Below are 17,887 nucleotides of genomic sequence, written 5' to 3' on the forward strand. Positions count from 1 at the left end.
CGTTTCTTTCAAATAAGCATACTGATTATTCGATTTTGATGCGATGGCTATTCAACGTCCTTTCGACGCTAAGTCGAAAAACTTTTTTCACGAACTTTTTACATTCTGTCGTGTGAAGTTCTCATCAAGACATCTAATTGTTGTTCTCTTGTCAAGTCACGGAATTTAACTGCATAACCAGATACCCGGATCGTCAAGTTCGGATATTTCATTGGATTTTCCATTGCATCACGCAATAAATCATTACTGAATACATTGACATTCAAATGATAAGCTCCTTTTGAGAAGTATCCATCTAAGACATTACGCAAGTTTTCGATTCTTGTATCTTGTTCTTTTCCAAGACCTGAAGGATTGATTGTTTGGGTATTTGAAATTCCATCCAATGCACAGCCGTAATTCATTTTAGCTGTTGAGTTCAGGCTAGCTAATAACCCACTTTGTTCCGCATTGTAACTTGGATTTGCTCCTGGCGCAAGTGGTTTTCCAGCTTCACGGCCATCAGGAGTATTTCCTGTATTTTTACCGTAAACAACATTTGAAGTAATCGTCAATAATGAAGTTGTTGGTTTTGAGTTGCGGTAAGTTTTATGACGTTTGATTTGTCCCATGAAGTATTCCAAGATCCATGAAACTAATTCATCTGCACGGTCATCATCATTTCCGTATTTAGGGAAGTCGCCATCCACTTCAAAATCAACTGCTATTCCTTTTTCATTACGGATTGCTTTTACTTTTGCATATTTGATCGCTGACAAGCTGTCTGCCGCATGAGAAATCCCAGCAATACCTGTAGCAAATGTGCGTTGCAAGTCAGAATCCATCAAAGCCAGCTGAGCTGCTTCATAAGAATATTTATCATGCATATAATGAATGATGTTCAACGTATTGACATATAGTTCTGCTAACCAATCCATCATATTCATGAAGTTATGTTTCACTTCTTCAAAGTCTAGTATTTCTGATGTGATTGGACGATATTCTGGTCCAACTTGGGCGCCAGTCACTTCATCGACTCCGCCATTGATGGCATATAATAGTGTTTTAGCCAAGTTAGCACGAGCACCAAAGAATTGCATGTCTTTTCCGACAACTGTTCCTGATACACAGCAAGCAATCGCACAATCATCAGAACCCCATTGTTCACGAAGCTGATTATCATTTTCGAATTGAATCGAAGAACTTTCGATAGCGATTCTGCTAGCATATGTTCTGAATCCTTCTGGAAGGTGTTCAGAATACAAAACAGTCAAGTTTGGTTCTGGTGAAGGTCCCATATTTGTTAATGTATGAAGCAGACGGAAATCATTCTTTGTAACTAATGAACGACCATCTAATCCCATACCTGCAATGGATAAAGTAGCCCAGATAGGGAATCCTGAGAATAATTGGTTATATTCAGGTGTACGCGCGAATTTGACCATACGTAATTTCATTACTAAGTGGTCGATCAATTCTTGTGCTTCTTTTTCTGTGATTACTCCATTATCCAAATCACGTTGGATATAGATATCAAGGAATGCTGAGATACGTCCGATTGACATCGCAGCACCATTTTGTGATTTGATTGCTGCTAAATATCCGAAGTATAGCCATTGGACAGCTTCTTTTGCATTTGCAGCTGGTTTAGAAATATCATAGCCATATTTCGCAGCCATTTCTTTCATTTGCGCTAATGCACGATATTGTTCAGTGATTTCTTCACGTAAACGAATCACTTCTTCACTCATTGTATGATAACCAGTCATATCATGATCTTTTTTCTTTTGTTCCATCAAATAGTCGATTCCATACAATGCCACACGACGATAGTCACCGATGATACGTCCGCGACCGTAAGCGTCTGGAAGCCCTGTAATGATTTTGTTTTTACGAGCAGCACGCATTTCAGCAGTATAAGCGTCAAATACACCTTGATTATGTGTTTTGCGCCAGTCAGTGAAAATATGTGTCAATTCATCGTTTGGTGTATAGCCATTACTTTTTAGCGCATTGTTAGCCATATTGATTCCGCCGAACGGCATGAATGCTTGTTTCAAAGGTTTGTCTGTCTGTAGACCGACGATTTTTTCCAAATCTTTATCCAAATAGCCTGCATCGTGTGAAGTAATAGTTGATACGATTTCTGTGTCCATATCATAGACACCGTTACGCTCGAATTGGATATCATTTAACTTTTGCAATTCATCCCATAATTTTTCTGTTGCTTCTGTTGGGCCTTCCAAAAAGCTGTCATCACCGCGATATTCAGTGTAGTTATTTTGAATAAAGTCTCTAGTGTCTACGCCTTCTTTCCATTTGGTACCTTTAAATCCATTCCATTGCTCCATTGTATGGACCTCCTAAATTTCTGTTTTATGTAACAGTTTTTACGTGATTAGTATAACACAGCACCCTATCTTTGCAAGGGTTTTCTTGTTTTTTATTTAACAATTTTTATGTTTTATTTACATATATTTAAATCAACGTTGACATACCAACATTTAAGCATTGTGAACACTTTCATCTTTTTTTGCAAACGTATAAGGATTTATTAAAAATGAATGAAAAAGAGACGCCACCTGTATTAATACAGATGGCGTCTCTTCATTAAAATACTACAACAGTTACGACTCGATGAAAATCTCAGGAGCATCGATAACTTCGATGACTTCTCCACCTTTTTTCTCATCCATCGCAAATGATCCATTCGATGTTCGATCACCTATAGGGAAATCAGTTGGGTCAATCGTTAACTGCTGCCCTTTTTGATTCATCAAGGTTATTTCTTTTGATCTTCCTTCCGACATATAGATAATACGGTGCGGATTTTTTTTCAGCTCACGCATGACCGTCACTCCCCGCTTCGCACGTGAAGTTTGGCTGATTTCTTGAGCAAGCATGCGTTTAACAGCTCCTCGCTGAGTAACGATTACGATCGGCGTATCACCTTCTGCTAACACAAGCAGCCCGTTGATAATCCTATCTCCATCTTTCAAATTCATAGACTTCACTCCAGCTGCCTTTGCTCCAACAACGGGAACATCTGTTAAAGGATAGCGCAAACCCATTCCTTGATGCGTTACTAAGAAAACATCTAAGCCTGGCTGATCTTCTTTCAGATACACAGCAATCAGTTCATCTTCTTCCGCCTTTAGCTTCATACAGCTGAGCGGACGGCTCTTATAGGTGCGCCATGGTTCGAACTCTGTCATTCGTGTTTGCTTGATCAATCCATTCTTGCTGATGAATACAAATGTTTTCTCTGCTTGAATTTTTTGATATGGGAAAACAGCTAAAATCGATTCGTCTACAGACAGATTGGAGATTGTTTGAGAAATGTGCTCACCAGCATCTTTCCATTTCAAATCGGGTAGTTCATGGACAGGGCGGTAGATCACATTTGCTTTATTTGTGATCAGAAGAACATGGTCCAATGTACTCAATTCACCTGAGTATAGCAAGTAGTCGCCTTCTCGCATCCCGATTTCTTCTGGTTTGGAAGCACTATAAGAACGAAGGCTTGTTCGCTTCACATAGCCTTCTCGCGTCACACTGACAATTACGTCTTCTTGTGCCACTAAGACTTGCGTATCAATTTTGATTTCTTCGATTTCGTCTTCGATTGTCGTTAGACGAGCGGAAGAATAATTTTTTTTCACTTCTCGCAATTCTTTTTTCATAACAGAGAAAAGCTCTTTGTCATTTGAAAGGATTTTATTCAACTCTGTGATTTGCGCAATCAAGCTTTCGGATTCCTTTTGAAGCTCTGTGATATCCGTGTTCGTCAAACGGTATAATTGCAATGTGACAATTGCTTCTGCTTGTTCTTCTGTAAATTGAAAGACGTCGACTAAATTCTTTTTGGCGTCTTTTTTGTCTTTACTTTCACGAATCGTTACGATTACTTCATCCAGAATCGATAAAGCTTTCATCAATCCTTCTACGATATGCTGTCTTTTTTGAGCTTTGGCTAAATCGAATTGACTACGTTTTGTTATGACTTGCTTTCGATGCTCGATATAACTTCTTAAAATGTCTTTCAGTCCAACTTGATGCGGAGTCATATGGTCGATAGCGACCATATTGAAATTGTAATTGATCTGTAGCTCAGTGTTTTTGAACAAATAATTCAAAATTCCTTGAGCATTGGCGTCTTTTTTCAATTCGACGACAATTTGCAGACCTGTTCTATCACTTTCATCTCGTACTTCAGCTATTCCATCGATTTTCTTATTCAAACGGATCTCATCCATTTTTTTCACCAAGGTCGCTTTATTTACTTCATATGGGATTTCTGTGATCACGATTTGCTGTTTATTACCCTTCATTGCCTCTATCTTTGTTTTCGAACGAAGAATAACTTTTCCTCGCCCTGTTTCATAAGCTTTTTTGATTTCATCTTTTCCTTGCAAGATCCCTCCTGTTGGAAAGTCAGGTCCAGGAATATATTCCATCAATTTTTCAAGGCTCGCTTGTGGATGATCGATCATATAGATTGTGCCATCAATCACTTCAGCTAAGTTATGAGTCGGGATTTCTGTTGCATATCCAGCAGATATACCTGTCGATCCATTGACGAGAAGGTTTGGGTATCGAGCTGGAAGGACTGTTGGTTCTTTTTCTGTATCATCAAAATTCCACACGAGATCGACTGTTTCTTTTTCGATATCTGCTAGCATCTCTCCACTTAACTTGGATAATCTGGCTTCAGTATAACGCATCGCAGCAGGTGGATCACCGTCCATACTCCCGTTATTCCCGTGCATTTCGATCAGTACTTCCCGCAACTTCCAGTCTTGGCTCATGCGGACCATCGCTTCATAAATACTGCTGTCACCATGAGGATGATAATTCCCCATGATATTTCCGACAGATTTTGCTGATTTACGGAATCCTTTGTCATACGTATTGCCATCTTTGTTCATGGCAAATAATATCCGGCGTTGCACTGGCTTCAATCCATCACGGATATCAGGCAGTGCACGTTCTTGGATAATATATTTGGAATAACGTCCGAAGCGGTCACCCATCACTTCTTCTAAAGTTAATTCTTGTACTTCTTGTCGATTTTCCATCAGGTGACCTCCTATTCTACTTCAAATAACTGATTGTTTTCATTTTTATCTGCTCGTTCTTCATCTAATAAATCATTAGAAACTGAAGGAGAGATTTCAGTATCCTCTTTTTTATCTAAGATACTGCCATCTTCTTCGAGCGTAAATTGCACGTGATTTTCGATCCATTTTCTTCGAGGTTCTACTTTGTCACCCATCAGTGTGGTTACTCGACGTTCAGCTTGCGCAGCATCATCGATACGGACGCGGATCAACGTACGGGAAGTCGGATCCATCGTTGTTTCCCACAATTGTTCCGCATTCATCTCTCCAAGTCCTTTATATCGCTGCAGCATATATCCTTTGCCGACTTTTTTAATCATTGCTGCCAATTCGTCATCTGTCCACGCATATTCAATGACTTGCTTCTTTCCTTGTCCTTTGGATACTTTATATAAAGGCGGTAACGCGATATATACTTTCCCAGCTTCAATCAGCGGTTTCATATAACGATAAAAGAAAGTAAGCAGTAATACTTGAATATGGGCGCCGTCTGTATCCGCATCGGTCATGATGATTACTTTGTCGTAATTACAGTCTTCGATAGAAAACTCAGGACCGACTCCTGCACCAATCGTATAGATCATCGTATTGATTTCTTCATTTTTCAAGATATCTTGCATTTTAGCTTTTTCGGTATTGATGACTTTTCCTCGTAAAGGTAGAATTGCTTGGAACTTTCTGTCTCTTCCTTGTTTAGCAGATCCGCCAGCAGAATCCCCTTCGACTAAATACAATTCATTTTTCTTAGGGTTTCGGGATTGTGCGGGTGTCAATTTTCCTGAAAGAAGAGATTCGCCTTTTTTACGCTTCTTCCCATTTCGGCTTTCTTCTCTGGCTTTACGTGCTGCTTCTCTCGCTTCTCTGGCTTTGATTGCTTTACGGACCAACATCTGGCTCATTTCGCTATTTTCCTGCAAATAAAAGCCCATTTGTTCACTGATGACGTTATCTACTACGGTACGAGCAACTGGCGTACCAAGTTTTTCTTTTGTTTGCCCTTCAAATTGCAGAAGATTTTCAGGTACACGGATAGAAAGTACAGCAGCTAACCCTTCTCTGAAATCACTACCTTCCAGATTCTTGTCCCGTTCTTTCAGCAAACCAACTTTTCTCGCATATTCATTATAAGATTTCGTCATTGCCGCTTTCATTCCAGCTTCATGGGTTCCCCCATCTTTTGTCCGAACGTTATTGACAAAAGATAAGACATTTTCTGAATACCCGTCATTGTATTGATAAGCGACCTCTACTTCGATACCTTCTTTTTCTCCTGAAAAATAAACAACTGGTGTCAATGTATCTTTTTCTTCATTCAGATAATCAACAAATTCTTTGATTCCTTCTTCGTAATGAAAAATTTCCTTGACTGGTACTTCTCCACGAAGATCAGAAAGAGAGATTTTAACGCCTTTTAGAAGAAAGGCAGATTCTCTTAACCGTTCGGCTAAAATTTCATATGAAAATTTCGTTGTACTGAATATTGTATCGTCTGGTAAAAAATGGACAGTCGTCCCGTTTGCTTTTTTTGTTTTTCCTATCTTTTTCAACGTACCGTCAGGTTTACCGCCGTTTTTAAATTTCTGCTGATACTCTACGCCATCTCTAACGATCGTTACAGTTAGCCATTTCGATAAGGCATTTACCACACTGGCTCCTACACCGTGCAGTCCACCAGAAGTTTTGTACCCTCCTTGACCAAACTTTCCGCCAGCATGCAGCACAGTAAAAATCACTTCAACTGTTGGTATTCCGGAAGCATGCATTCCTACAGGCATCCCACGTCCGCTATCTGCAACAGTTATACTATTGTCTTCATGGATGGTCACATCAATCTCACTGCCATAACCTGATAATGCTTCGTCAACTGCATTATCGACGATTTCATAGACTAAATGATGCAAGCCTCGGCTGTCAGTGGATCCAATGTACATCCCTGGTCTTTTTCTAACTGCCTCTAATCCTTCCAATACTTGGATGGACGAGTCATTGTATTCGTTGTTTACTTTTTTTGCCAAGGCAAACGCTCCTTCAATAATACTTTGCGGCAAAACCGCACCACGATTATCATACTAGAAAAGGTCGTGAAAAAAAAGAGGGTAGACGAGAAATCAATTTTAATTATCTCCTAACCGCTTTTTCGACATTCCCCTCTATCGATCATCTCTTCTTTGTGGTCATTTTTATTTTTGGTTTTCTTTCAACTTACCAAGTTCAATCTTAATACAACGATCCATCACGATATCTGTACGTCCTGCTTTTCTTAGCATCTCAGCTGCTTCTTTGTTTTCAATCCCTAATTGTGCCCAGAACACTTTAGCATCAGTTTTCAAAAAATCATCTGCTACTTCAGGTAAAAATTCACTCCGTCTAAATACATCTACGATATCGATTGGATCATCGATTTCTGTCAAATTCGCATAGACTTTCTCGCCTAGAATTTCTTCACCAGCCAATAATGGATTTACTGGTATGATTTTATATCCATTGTCTTGCAATACCTGTGCAACCATGTAACTTGTTCGTTCTGGTTTATTGCTCAAGCCTACGACGGCAATATTTTTTGCTTCTTCCAAATAGTTGAAAATCGTTTCTTGTGTTGGATTTTTTACAGACATTTCTGCCACCCCTTGCTTTTCTTTTTATTCCATCTATTATACTTGTATCTTTCATTTTTTCAATTGTTCCTGTTACCTATTCATGCTAAAATAAAGGATAGTTTTCAACTTGAAAGAGGGTAAAAAATGAAATTGATCTTATTACTTATTTTAGCATATCTTTTAGGTTCTATTCCTTCCGGTGTCTGGATTGGCAAATTGTTTTTCAAAAAAGATATCCGACAACACGGGAGCGGTAATACTGGAACGACCAATACATTTCGTGTATTAGGCAAAACAGCCGGGATTGTTGTCCTGCTTATGGATATTTTAAAAGGTACATTGGCTACTTGTTTGCCGATGATCTTCCACCTTTCTGGGATTAACCCTCTTTGGTTTGGAGTATGCGCCATTCTTGGCCATACATTTCCGATTTTTGCTGGGTTCAAAGGAGGAAAAGCTGTTGCGACAAGTGCAGGAATGCTTTTAGGATTTAATCCTGTATTTTTTGTTTATTCTTGTATCATCTTTATCGTTAGTTTATTTTGTACAAGTATGGTGAGTTTGAGCAGTATGATCAGTGCAGTATTGATCACTTTATCTACGATCGTCCTTCCTTATGTAGCTCCTGTGATTTTGGCTAAGCCCAATTGGTTACTGACGATCATTGCCTTTTTAGTTTCTTCCTTTATCTTTTATCGGCATAAAGACAATATCAAGCGTATCAGAAACCATACTGAAAGTCGAATCCCGTTTGGTTTGAATAGCAGCAAGAAAAAATCCTGATACTTTTTCATTCCAAAGAGATAAAACGGGAGTGTGACAAATCGATGTCACACTCCCTTATTACTTACAGGATAGCTTTTTTACACACCTTGGTAAACGGTGTTCCCTGCTAACTTCTCGGTCACAACCTCTTACTTCACTGTGATGGAATATTTTGTCTTGAAGATTTCATGGGCACCTAGTTGATTGATCCCTACTTTTTCCATCAAGTTTCCACTACTGTTCACCGCGTCAGCGATTCCGCACCACGGTTCGATACAAACGAAAGGCGCTTCTTTTGGATAAGGAGACCAGATCCCTACATAAGGCATATCTTTATAGCTTAAAGTTACGCTATGGGAAGATTTTTCACTTCGAATGGCATACGCATTTAGACCCCTTGTTTCAAAAACCAAGGCATCTTGCTCAAAAAGTTCACGATTCAAAGCCAGATTCGTATTTGTCTGACCTAACGTCTTTTGATCCATATCGATGAATGGGCCTTTCAATGGTAGGCGTAATCTTGATTTCAATGGAGAAAATGCCAGATAGAAATCTTCAAATGACAATCCTTCTTCAAGAGGTACATTGAAAGCAGGATGCCCACCGATAGAAAAGAACATTTCTTTTTCACCGGTATTTGCCACTTGATAATGAACCGTGATGCCGTCTCCTCCTAATTCATAGCTGATCACTAATTCAAAATCAAATGGATACTTTTCTAATGTCTCCGGCGTACTCCTTAAGATGAAACTAGCCATTTCTTGTCCATGTTCAATGACTTCAAAATCCATATCCCGAGCAAATCCGTGTTGCCCCATTTGATATGTTTTCCCTTGATAAACATACTGATCATCTTTTAAACGTCCAACAAAAGGGAATAAAACCGGTGCATGTCTGCCCCAATACGCTGGATCACCTTGCCAGATATACTCTAAACCATGTTCTTTTGATTTCAGACTGATCAATTCCGCACCGTGTTCAGCGATTTCGGCGATCAGCTGGTCATTTTGAATAATAACAGTCATTGCCATTCCTCCAACTTCGACTTACTTTTTAAAATGGGAAGGCTGGAACAAACATTTCTATCTGCCCCAGTCCCCTTACTTCTAATAACTGTGTTTTGCTAACTCGTCTTTAAAACGGGAATTCAATACTTTTAAATAAGTTCCCTTCATGCCTAACGAACGAGATTCAATGATTCCAGCTGATTCCAATTTTCGTAAAGCATTGACGATCACAGAACGAGTGATGCCGATACTATCGGCAATATTAGAAGCAGTCAGACGACCTTCATCTCCATCCAATGCTTCAAAGATAGCTTGTACAGCCTTCAATTCGCTATAAGATAATGTGTTGATTGCCATTTGGACAGCCGTTGCACTCCGTACATCTGCTTCGATGCTTCGAGACTTCTGATAAAGGATCTGCATACCGACAACCGTAGCTCCATATTCTGCTAAGACTAGATCGTCATCTGCAAACGATTGTTCCATACGAGATAAGATAATCGTACCCAAACGTTCGCCAGCTCCAAAGATCGGAACGACAGTCGTCAGACCAAATGGATATTTCTCTCTTGACTCTACCGGAAATGCAGTAATATCACTAGTAATTGGGATATTAGCTTCAGTTTTCATCAACTGTGCCACTGTATCAGTATAAGATTCAGGAAATTGTTTCTCAACAAACATTGTTTTGATTCGTTCATTGTTCACATCGTGACGTTCATTATAACCTAGTAATACTCCGTCACTTCCTATGATATAGGTGTTGCTGTCAAGAATACCACCTAGTGTGACAGCCATTTTATCGTAAGGCAAATCTGCTTGCACGTCAAAAGTATTCTTTTGCTGCAAAAGTGTGTTTATCTTGCGGGTTTTCGTTAGCAAGTCTGTCATTGTCGTCCTCCGATTTTTTATAAAATATAGCGACTTAAATCTTCATTTGCCGCAATTGAGCCAAGTTTGTCATCCACATATGCTTCTGTGATCGTTATTTCTCCCATTTGCATATCTGGTGCTTCAAATAATAGATCTTCTAGTAGTTTTTCCAAAATGGTATGCAGTCTGCGTGCGCCGATATTATCTGTGTCACGGTTGACATCGAAAGCGATTTGAGCGATCCGTTCAATTGCTTCTTTTGTAAACGTAACTGACACATTTTCTGTACCAATCAATGCTACATATTGTTTTATTAAAGCATTATTCGGTTCAGTCAGAATTTTCACAAAATCTTCAGCTGTCAAATCATCTAATTCTACCCGTATTGGGAAACGCCCTTGGAGTTCTGGAATCAAATCACTCGGTTTAGATAAATGGAACGCTCCTGAAGCAATGAATAAGACATGATCTGTTTGGATGATCCCGTATTTTGTATTTACTTGTGAACCTTCGACGATTGGCAATATGTCTCTTTGGACGCCTTCTCTGGATACTTCTCCAGATTGCTGTGATTTAGAAGTGATCTTATCGATTTCATCGATAAAAATAATTCCACTTTCTTCCGCTAATTTGATTGCCTCACTATGGATATCAGCATCCTTGACTAATTTTGCTGATTCTTCCTTGATCAATAACTCTAAAGCTTCTTTGACTGTTACCGTCCGTTCCACTTTTTTCTTCGGTGTCAAAGCACCTAGAGTTTCATTTAGGTCGATCCCCATTTGCTCCAATCCATTGTTCATCATTGGTGCAGGTTTCTTTTGGTCTTCAACTTCAATGGTTACTTCACGACTATCCAGTAAACCCTTTTGTAGTTGTTCCAAGACTGTACGGCGATTGATTCGAATATCTTCTGTCACTTCTTCTTGCGGTTCAGCGGTATTTTGCTGACTAGCATTAAAAAGATTCATCATTTGTTCAAATTGATTAGTGGATTGTTTCTGTTCTTTTTTGATACCAGGTACCAAGATTTTTACCAAACGTTTTTCTGCATTTTTTTTAGCACTTGTGTATACACGGCTGTACTGCTCTTTTTCTACGATTTGGATCGCATTTTCTACTAAATCCCGAACCATTGATTCTACATCTCTTCCGACATAACCGACTTCAGTAAATTTTGTTGCTTCGACTTTGACAAATGGTGCATTGACGATTTTTGCCAAACGTCGTGCGATTTCTGTTTTACCGACCCCTGTAGGTCCGATCATCAGCATATTTTTTGGTGTAATATCTTGTTGCATTTTTTCATCTAACTGCAAACGGCGATAGCGGTTACGCAAAGCAACGGCAACAGATTTTTTTGCTGCGTGCTGTCCTACGATATATTCATCTAATTCACTTACGATTTGTCTTGGTGTTTGTTTTAATTCATACATATCTACTCACCTCTTACAGTTCTTCTACGATAATATTATGATTAGTAAAGATACAGATATCTGCGGCAATATTTAACGCATTTTCTGCAATTTCTTTCGCACTCATGTCGTTTTGAGCATAGTTTTTCATTGCTCGGGCTGCAGCCAACGCAAAATTCCCTCCTGATCCGATAGCTAAGATACCATCATCTGGTGTGATAACTTCTCCTGTACCTGAAACAAGAAGCATTTCTTTATCATTCATTACGATCAGCATCGCTTCAAGTTTTTGCATAGATTGCTGTGTCCGCCATTCTTGAGCTAATTCGACAGCTGCGCGTTGTAGATTCCCGTTATATTCGTTTAGTTTGCCTTCAAATTTTTCTTCTAAAGTAAACGCATCTGCAACACTTCCGGCGAAACCTACAACAACTTCTCCATTGTAGATACGTCGTACTTTCTTTGCAGTGCCTTTCATGACAACAGATTCACCCATTGTTACTTGGCCATCTCCAGCCATAGCAAATTTCCCGTCTTTTTCGACGGCACAGATAGTGGTTGAATGAAATGGTGATTCGACCATGTTTGTTTCCTCCTAAATTTGTTCTTTTCCTTATTTTTACGCTCTTGGATGGAAAGAACGATAGTTTTTTTGTAAACTTTCTTTTGTTACATGGGCATAGATCTGGGTAGTCGATAAATTGGCATGTCCTAGCAATTCTTGGACTGTCCGCAAATCTGCCCCATTATTTAATAAATGAGTAGCAAATGTATGGCGCAGCATGTGAGGATGGATATCACTATCCAAACTGCTTTTTTTGATCATTTGATTCAAGACATATTCAATTCCAGTAGGCGTGATTGGTTTTCCATGATGATTCACAAAAACGATATCATGCTCTTCGTGATATTTTGTCATCAATACCTGGCGGCCTTCCCTGAAATATTCTTGCAGAGCATCTTGAGCAAAAGAACCTAGAGGAGCATATCTCTCTTTGTTCCCTTTACCATGGATCAACATGACCTCTGAATCAAAATCAATGTCTGATACCGACAAACTGCTACACTCACTTAAACGGATGCCTGACCCGTAAAGGACTTCCAGTAAAGCGCGGTTCCTCAAATCCAAAGGACTATCTCCTGCTACGCTGTCAAAAAGTGCTTGCATTTCATTTTCATAAAAAAAACGTGGCAGTCTCAAATTTTTCTTTTTGAGATGAACGTAAGAAAATGGATTTTCTTTTATCACTTCTTCTTTGAGAAGATACTGATAAAACGAACGTAGGCTGGCTATCTTGCGACTGATAGAATTTCTGCTATAGCTAGGACGATGATCAGCTAATGCACTCAAATAGACACGAACCGTAAAATATTCCGCCTTCAGCAGATCAGCGTCTCCAGATTCCTCCAAAAAATGTTTGAAATGGAGAATGTCTTCTTCATATGCTTCTTTCGTTTTTTCTGAATATCCTCTTTCGACAATCAAATAACGCAAAAATTTTTGTTCCCACGTGGCTTCTGTCATTTTCTCACCTTCCTTTTGTCCCAGAGAATAATTTAGCACAGCGTTTATAAAAAGACAAATAAATTGTCAGAATTTAACCAATATTTCTAAGTTTGTTCACAATTGGCGCAATTCCTCACATTTTGTTTGAGAAATTCTTAAGAAAAACGCAAGAAAAAGAGCGAGACTATCCGTCTCACCCTCTTCATGGAGTTTCCTTACTCATTTGGGATTGCAGTTTTTTCTAATTCTGTTTTTATTGCCTCATTAGCTTTTAAAGCTCGTTGTGCAATTGCTTCATATCTTGCTTTTTTGTCTCGAATGCGCTCTGGCAGTTCAGGAAACAGACCATAGTTGGCATTCATCGGTTGGAAATGTTTTCCTTCCGCATGAGTAATGTAGTATGCCATACTTCCAATAGCTGTTTCTTGTGGAAACTCGACTGGTTCCATTTCTTTTGCTAAGCGTGCGGCGTTGATTCCAGCAAGTAGTCCGCTCGCTGCACTTTCAACATAGCCTTCTACACCAGTCATCTGACCTGCAAAGAACAGATCTTCGCGTTTCGTTGATTGGTAAGTCGGTTTCAGCAATTCTGGCGAATTCATAAAGCTGTTTCGGTGCATCACACCATAGCGAACGAATTCAGCATTTTCTAACCCAGGAATCATCCGGAAAACACGTTTTTGCTCGCCCCATTTCAAGTGAGTCTGAAAGCCCACGATGTTGTATAAAGAAGCTGCAGCATTGTCTTGACGCAGCTGGATAACAGCATAAGGACGTTTGCCAGTTTTAGGATCTTCCAATCCAACTGGTTTCATAGGTCCGAAAAGCATCGTTTTGAATCCTCGCTGTGCCATTACTTCAATTGGCATACATCCTTCAAAATATTTTTCTTTCTCAAAAGATTTAAGTTCTGCCACTTCGGCATTGATTAGTGCCTCATGGAAAGCTTTGAATTCCTCTTCTGTCATCGGACAGTTCAAGTAAGCTGCTTCTCCTTTGTCATAGCGGGACTTCAAATATACTTTATCCATATCGATCGTAGCTTTGTCTACGATTGGTGCAGCTGCATCATAGAAATAAAAACCATCTGAACCATTGAATGCTTTGATGCTTTCTGCTAATGGATGAGAAGTCAAAGGTCCTGTTGCTACTACGGTGATTCCTTCCGGTATTTCAGTAATTTCTTCGTTTATCACTGTTACTAATGGATGCTCTTTGACTTTTCGGGTAATTGTTTCAGAAAAAGAATCGCGGTCAACAGCTAAGGCACCACCAGCTGGCACTGCTGTTTCATCTGCCGAAGTGATTACTACCGAATCCAATCGGCGCATTTCTTCTTTCAATAACCCTACTGCATTAGCCAAACTGTTTCCTCTTAATGAATTGGAACATACTAGTTCAGCAAAATTACTTGTGTGATGCGCCTCAGTCGATTTGACTGGACGCATTTCATATAAACGGACAGGGACTCCTGCTTGTGCGATTTGCCAAGCAGCTTCACTTCCGGCAAGCCCTGCTCCAACAACATTTACCATTTTCAATGAAAGAACCTCTTTTCTATTATTTTTGGATGTCTTCTTCGTAATCTCCATTTACACAGACTACTTGTTTACCGCCTTTGACTTTCTTCTCGACCAGATATCCGTCACATTTTGGACAATTTCTGCCCACTGGTTTATCCCAAGAAGTGAATTCACATTCTGGGAAACGGGAACAACCATAGAATAGTCTGTTTTTCTTAGATTTTCGTTCAATGACTTGTCCTTCATGACATACTGGGCAAGTCACACCGATTTCTTTTACGATTGGTTTCGTATTCCGACAATCAGGAAAATTACTGCAAGCATAAAACTTCCCATATTTCCCTAATTTTATTACCATCGGATGTCCACAGACATCACAATCGAATCCTGCTGGTTCATCTTTGATTTGAATTTTTTCGATTTTTTCTTCCGCATTCGTCAGTTCTTTTTCAAACGGTTTATAGAAACGATCAACCACTTTGACCCACGCTTCCGTGCCTTCTTCAATTTTATCCAAATCTCCTTCCATTTCTGCTGTGAAATGGATATCGACGATTTGAGGGAAGAATTCACAGATCAGTGAATTGACAATTTCTCCTAGTTCAGTCGGCTCAAATCTTTTTTGTGTCAATTTTACATAGTAGCGTCTTTGGATCGTATCAAGTGTTGGTGCATAAGTGGAAGGTCGCCCTACCCCGTTTTCTTCTAGTGCACGAATCAACGTAGCCTCACTAAAACGTGCTGGTGGTTGAGTAAAATGTTGTTTTGGTTCAATATCAACAGATTGGACTATATCGCCTTCTTCAAGTTCTGGAAGAATATTTTCTTTCTCTTCTTTGCCGTCATCTCTACCTTCCACATACACTTGCATGAATCCTTTGAATTTGATTTTTGAACCGTTCGCAATGAAGATGACACCATTTTGTTCTAATGTCACTTTCATTGTATCTAAAATAGCTGGTGTCATCTGACTAGCCACAAAACGTGACCAGATCAATGTATAAAGTTTCAATTGATCTTTATCTAAATATTGTTTGAGTTCATCTGGTGTACGAAGCACACTCGTTGGACGCACAGCTTCATGGGCATCTTGTGCGCCTTGAGCATTTTTGATCTTTCGGTGATCATGTCTAGAAAATTCTTTTCCATACGTATCTTCAATAAATGCTGCGGCCTCTGCTTTTGCTGTATCGGCAATCCGGGTAGAATCAGTACGCATGTATGTAATCAAGCCGACTGTTCCTTGTTTACCCAAAGTGATTCCTTCATATAATTGCTGTGCTACCATCATGGTTTTTCTTGTTCGAAAGTTTAACTTACGGGCAGCTTCTTGTTGCAGGCTACTTGTAGTGAAAGGATTCGCAGGGTTTCTTTTGCGCTCTTTCTTTTCTACTTTTTTAACTTCGAAGTCTGTTCCATCAATTCTAGCAGTGACTTCTTTTACACTTTGTGCATCTGGTAATTTCTTTTTCTTACCGTCGATTCCCCAGAAATTTGCTTTGAATTTCTTGCGAGCTTTTTTAAAATTACCGTCGATGCTCCAATATTCTTCTGGAACAAATTCTCGGATCTCTTTTTCACGGTCAATAATAATTTTTAAAGCGACAGATTGGACACGTCCTGCACTTAACCCTTTCTTGACCTTACGCCAGAGAATAGGACTGATCGAATAACCAACGATTCTGTCTAAGGTACGACGAGCTTGCTGTGCATCTACTAAATCTACATCGATCGTTCTTGGTTCCTTAAAAGCTGCTTTGACTGCGTCTTTTGTGATTTCATTGAAGACCACCCGATTTTTTTCTTTCAGATCCAACCCAAGTAGGTACGCTAAATGCCAAGCAATCGCTTCTCCTTCTCTATCCGGGTCACTTGCCAAGTAAACTTTTTGAGCTTTTTTTGCTGCGGCTTTAAGGCTTTTGATGACATCGCCTTTTCCGCGTATAGAAATATAATGGGGTTCATAATTGTTTTCAAAATCGATACCCATTTTACTTTTCGGTAAATCTCTTATATGGCCAACACTGGCCATTACTTTATAGTTTCGTCCAAGATATTTCTCAATTGTCTTGGCTTTTGCAGGTGATTCTACAATCACTAAATATTTATACGCCATTACTGAATGGACTCCTTTCCATTGTCGTGTTCCTACTATTAAAAGAGGATTCATACAAATCGTAGCTAATCATATCCATTCAGAAAACGTTTGTCAAGAAAAGCAAATGAAAAGTATGGTGTTATTCTTTAAATTCTGCCAAGATATCTTCACCCGAAACCGTGCAAACTGCACCGTCTTGGATCAAATGATGACATCCGGTAGAATGTTCTGTTAAAATATTTCCTGGAACAGAAAAAACTGTTCTTCCAAGATCCAATGCTTGCTGTGCTGTTATCAGAGAGCCGCTTTTTTTCTTGGCTTCAAAGACACATGTTCCTTTAGACAAAGCTGCGATAATCCGATTTCTCATTGGAAAACGATGCTTTTTCGGGCCGGATTGAGGAGGATATTCACTCAAAAGAAGATGATCATTTGCAATCACCTCTTGCAAGTCACGATTTTCAGCAGGATAGACTTGCTCTATCCCTGTTCCAATGACTGCGATTGTCCGTCCACCATGAGAGATTGCTGCTTGTTGACCGTATGTATCTATCCCTTTCGCGCAGCCACTGACGATCACATATCCAGCTTCTACCACTGGTTTTAGTAAATAATAAACTGTTTTTTTGGCTAAAGCAGAAGTGTGTCTTCCACCAACAACGCTTAACATGTTACAAGAAAGTAAAGATAGATCACCATTATAAAACAGTACAATTGGCGGATAGGTCAAGTGAAGTAGCTGAGGGGGATATTTGGGATCAAAGCAAGTGATAAACGACTGTTTCGATTGGATTTTGCCCCAGTTAGCGTGAATTTCCTGCCAACTTTTGCGAAACAGCTCCCGATGTGTGGTTATTTTACCTATCTTAATGATGTCTTCAAATCCGATTTCTTTATAAGGATACTGCATCATCCAGTTAGCAAGTGCCCATTTTCCTTGACTACTGATTCCTTTTGCATAAGCAAGTTTCAATAAATTCTCTTCTATTTGATACATCATAAA

Annotated in this window: 13 protein-coding genes; 1 reads left to right on the forward strand and 12 read right to left on the reverse strand. The window is 39.4% G+C overall.

Annotated elements, in window-relative coordinates:
* Positions 1 to 98 precede the first annotated feature (98 nt).
* From pflB to DIZ30_RS01240, 4 genes are all read right to left on the reverse strand, one after another.
* A complete protein-coding gene (pflB, locus tag DIZ30_RS01225) occupies positions 99 to 2,330 on the reverse strand; it encodes a formate C-acetyltransferase (RefSeq protein WP_002289265.1) in 2,232 nt (743 codons plus the stop codon).
* A gap of 276 nt (positions 2,331 to 2,606) precedes the next feature.
* Entirely contained in the window at positions 2,607 to 5,057 is a 2,451-nt protein-coding gene (parC, locus tag DIZ30_RS01230; RefSeq protein ID WP_002298103.1) for a DNA topoisomerase IV subunit A, read from the reverse strand.
* A gap of 11 nt (positions 5,058 to 5,068) precedes the next feature.
* Positions 5,069 to 7,114 carry a DNA topoisomerase IV subunit B gene (gene parE, locus DIZ30_RS01235; protein WP_002317668.1) on the reverse strand — a complete coding sequence of 682 codons (2,046 nt, stop codon included), beginning with the start codon at positions 7,112 to 7,114 and terminating at the stop codon, positions 5,069 to 5,071.
* Between the two features lie 165 nt (positions 7,115 to 7,279).
* The gene (locus DIZ30_RS01240) at positions 7,280 to 7,714 is read right to left on the reverse strand and encodes a CoA-binding protein (RefSeq protein WP_002298106.1); all 435 of its coding nucleotides are present in this window, start codon (positions 7,712 to 7,714) and stop codon (positions 7,280 to 7,282) included.
* A gap of 126 nt (positions 7,715 to 7,840) precedes the next feature.
* Between DIZ30_RS01240 and plsY the strand changes: the two genes are divergently transcribed.
* Positions 7,841 to 8,479 carry a glycerol-3-phosphate 1-O-acyltransferase PlsY gene (gene plsY, locus DIZ30_RS01245; protein ID WP_002296995.1) on the forward strand — a complete coding sequence of 213 codons (639 nt, stop codon included), beginning with the start codon at positions 7,841 to 7,843 and terminating at the stop codon, positions 8,477 to 8,479.
* A gap of 131 nt (positions 8,480 to 8,610) precedes the next feature.
* Here the strand turns inward: plsY and DIZ30_RS01250 are convergent, their stop codons facing one another.
* The 8 genes from DIZ30_RS01250 to dprA form a co-directional block, all read right to left on the reverse strand.
* Positions 8,611 to 9,486, reverse strand: a complete 876-nt coding sequence (locus DIZ30_RS01250) for an aldose 1-epimerase family protein (protein WP_002298108.1) — start codon at positions 9,484 to 9,486, stop codon at positions 8,611 to 8,613.
* Between the two features lie 81 nt (positions 9,487 to 9,567).
* Complete coding sequence (gene codY, locus DIZ30_RS01255; protein ID WP_109023058.1) at positions 9,568 to 10,359, reverse strand: GTP-sensing pleiotropic transcriptional regulator CodY; 792 nt, start codon at positions 10,357 to 10,359, stop codon at positions 9,568 to 9,570.
* Positions 10,360 to 10,376: 17 nt separating this feature from the next.
* Complete coding sequence (hslU, locus tag DIZ30_RS01260; RefSeq protein ID WP_002298110.1) at positions 10,377 to 11,777, reverse strand: ATP-dependent protease ATPase subunit HslU; 1,401 nt, start codon at positions 11,775 to 11,777, stop codon at positions 10,377 to 10,379.
* Positions 11,778 to 11,790: 13 nt separating this feature from the next.
* Positions 11,791 to 12,339: an HslVU peptidase proteolytic subunit gene (hslV, locus tag DIZ30_RS01265; RefSeq protein ID WP_002288419.1), complete on the reverse strand. Its 549-nt coding sequence runs from the start codon at positions 12,337 to 12,339 to the stop codon at positions 11,791 to 11,793.
* A 36-nt stretch (positions 12,340 to 12,375) separates the two neighbouring features.
* On the reverse strand, positions 12,376 to 13,281 hold the full coding sequence (gene xerC, locus DIZ30_RS01270) for a tyrosine recombinase XerC (protein ID WP_002288415.1): 906 nt from the start codon (positions 13,279 to 13,281) through the stop codon (positions 12,376 to 12,378).
* A gap of 197 nt (positions 13,282 to 13,478) precedes the next feature.
* On the reverse strand, positions 13,479 to 14,855 hold the full coding sequence (trmFO, locus tag DIZ30_RS01275) for an FADH(2)-oxidizing methylenetetrahydrofolate--tRNA-(uracil(54)-C(5))-methyltransferase TrmFO (protein WP_045135963.1): 1,377 nt from the start codon (positions 14,853 to 14,855) through the stop codon (positions 13,479 to 13,481).
* Positions 14,824 to 16,902: a type I DNA topoisomerase gene (gene topA / locus DIZ30_RS01280; RefSeq protein ID WP_002298115.1), complete on the reverse strand. Its 2,079-nt coding sequence runs from the start codon at positions 16,900 to 16,902 to the stop codon at positions 14,824 to 14,826. Before topA ends, trmFO begins: the two co-directional genes overlap by 32 nt.
* A 121-nt stretch (positions 16,903 to 17,023) precedes the next feature.
* A complete protein-coding gene (dprA, locus tag DIZ30_RS01285; protein ID WP_002323421.1) occupies positions 17,024 to 17,881 on the reverse strand; it encodes a DNA-processing protein DprA in 858 nt (285 codons plus the stop codon).
* Positions 17,882 to 17,887: the final 6 nt, after the last annotated feature.

The sequence above is a fragment of the Enterococcus sp. H57 genome (assembly GCF_003112495.1).
Taxonomy (GTDB): Bacteria; Bacillota; Bacilli; order Lactobacillales; family Enterococcaceae; genus Enterococcus_B; species Enterococcus_B faecium.

What these genes read in the sequence shown, in the direction of transcription:
- pflB (WP_002289265.1), bottom strand. Translation starts at nt 2,330, where the DNA reads ATGGAGCAATGGAATGGATTTAAAGGTACCAAATGGAAAGAAGGCGTA.
- parC (WP_002298103.1), bottom strand. Translation starts at nt 5,057, where the DNA reads ATGGAAAATCGACAAGAAGTACAAGAATTAACTTTAGAAGAAGTGATG.
- DIZ30_RS01240 (WP_002298106.1), bottom strand. Translation starts at nt 7,714, where the DNA reads ATGTCTGTAAAAAATCCAACACAAGAAACGATTTTCAACTATTTGGAA.
- plsY (WP_002296995.1), top strand. Translation starts at nt 7,841, where the DNA reads ATGAAATTGATCTTATTACTTATTTTAGCATATCTTTTAGGTTCTATT.
- DIZ30_RS01250 (WP_002298108.1), bottom strand. Translation starts at nt 9,486, where the DNA reads ATGACTGTTATTATTCAAAATGACCAGCTGATCGCCGAAATCGCTGAA.
- codY (WP_109023058.1), bottom strand. Translation starts at nt 10,359, where the DNA reads ATGACAGACTTGCTAACGAAAACCCGCAAGATAAACACACTTTTGCAG.
- hslU (WP_002298110.1), bottom strand. Translation starts at nt 11,777, where the DNA reads ATGTATGAATTAAAACAAACACCAAGACAAATCGTAAGTGAATTAGAT.
- hslV (WP_002288419.1), bottom strand. Translation starts at nt 12,339, where the DNA reads ATGGTCGAATCACCATTTCATTCAACCACTATCTGTGCCGTCGAAAAA.
- xerC (WP_002288415.1), bottom strand. Translation starts at nt 13,281, where the DNA reads ATGACAGAAGCCACGTGGGAACAAAAATTTTTGCGTTATTTGATTGTC.
- trmFO (WP_045135963.1), bottom strand. Translation starts at nt 14,855, where the DNA reads ATGGAGATTACGAAGAAGACATCCAAAAATAATAGAAAAGAGGTTCTT.
- topA (WP_002298115.1), bottom strand. Translation starts at nt 16,902, where the DNA reads ATGGCGTATAAATATTTAGTGATTGTAGAATCACCTGCAAAAGCCAAG.
- dprA (WP_002323421.1), bottom strand. Translation starts at nt 17,881, where the DNA reads ATGTATCAAATAGAAGAGAATTTATTGAAACTTGCTTATGCAAAAGGA.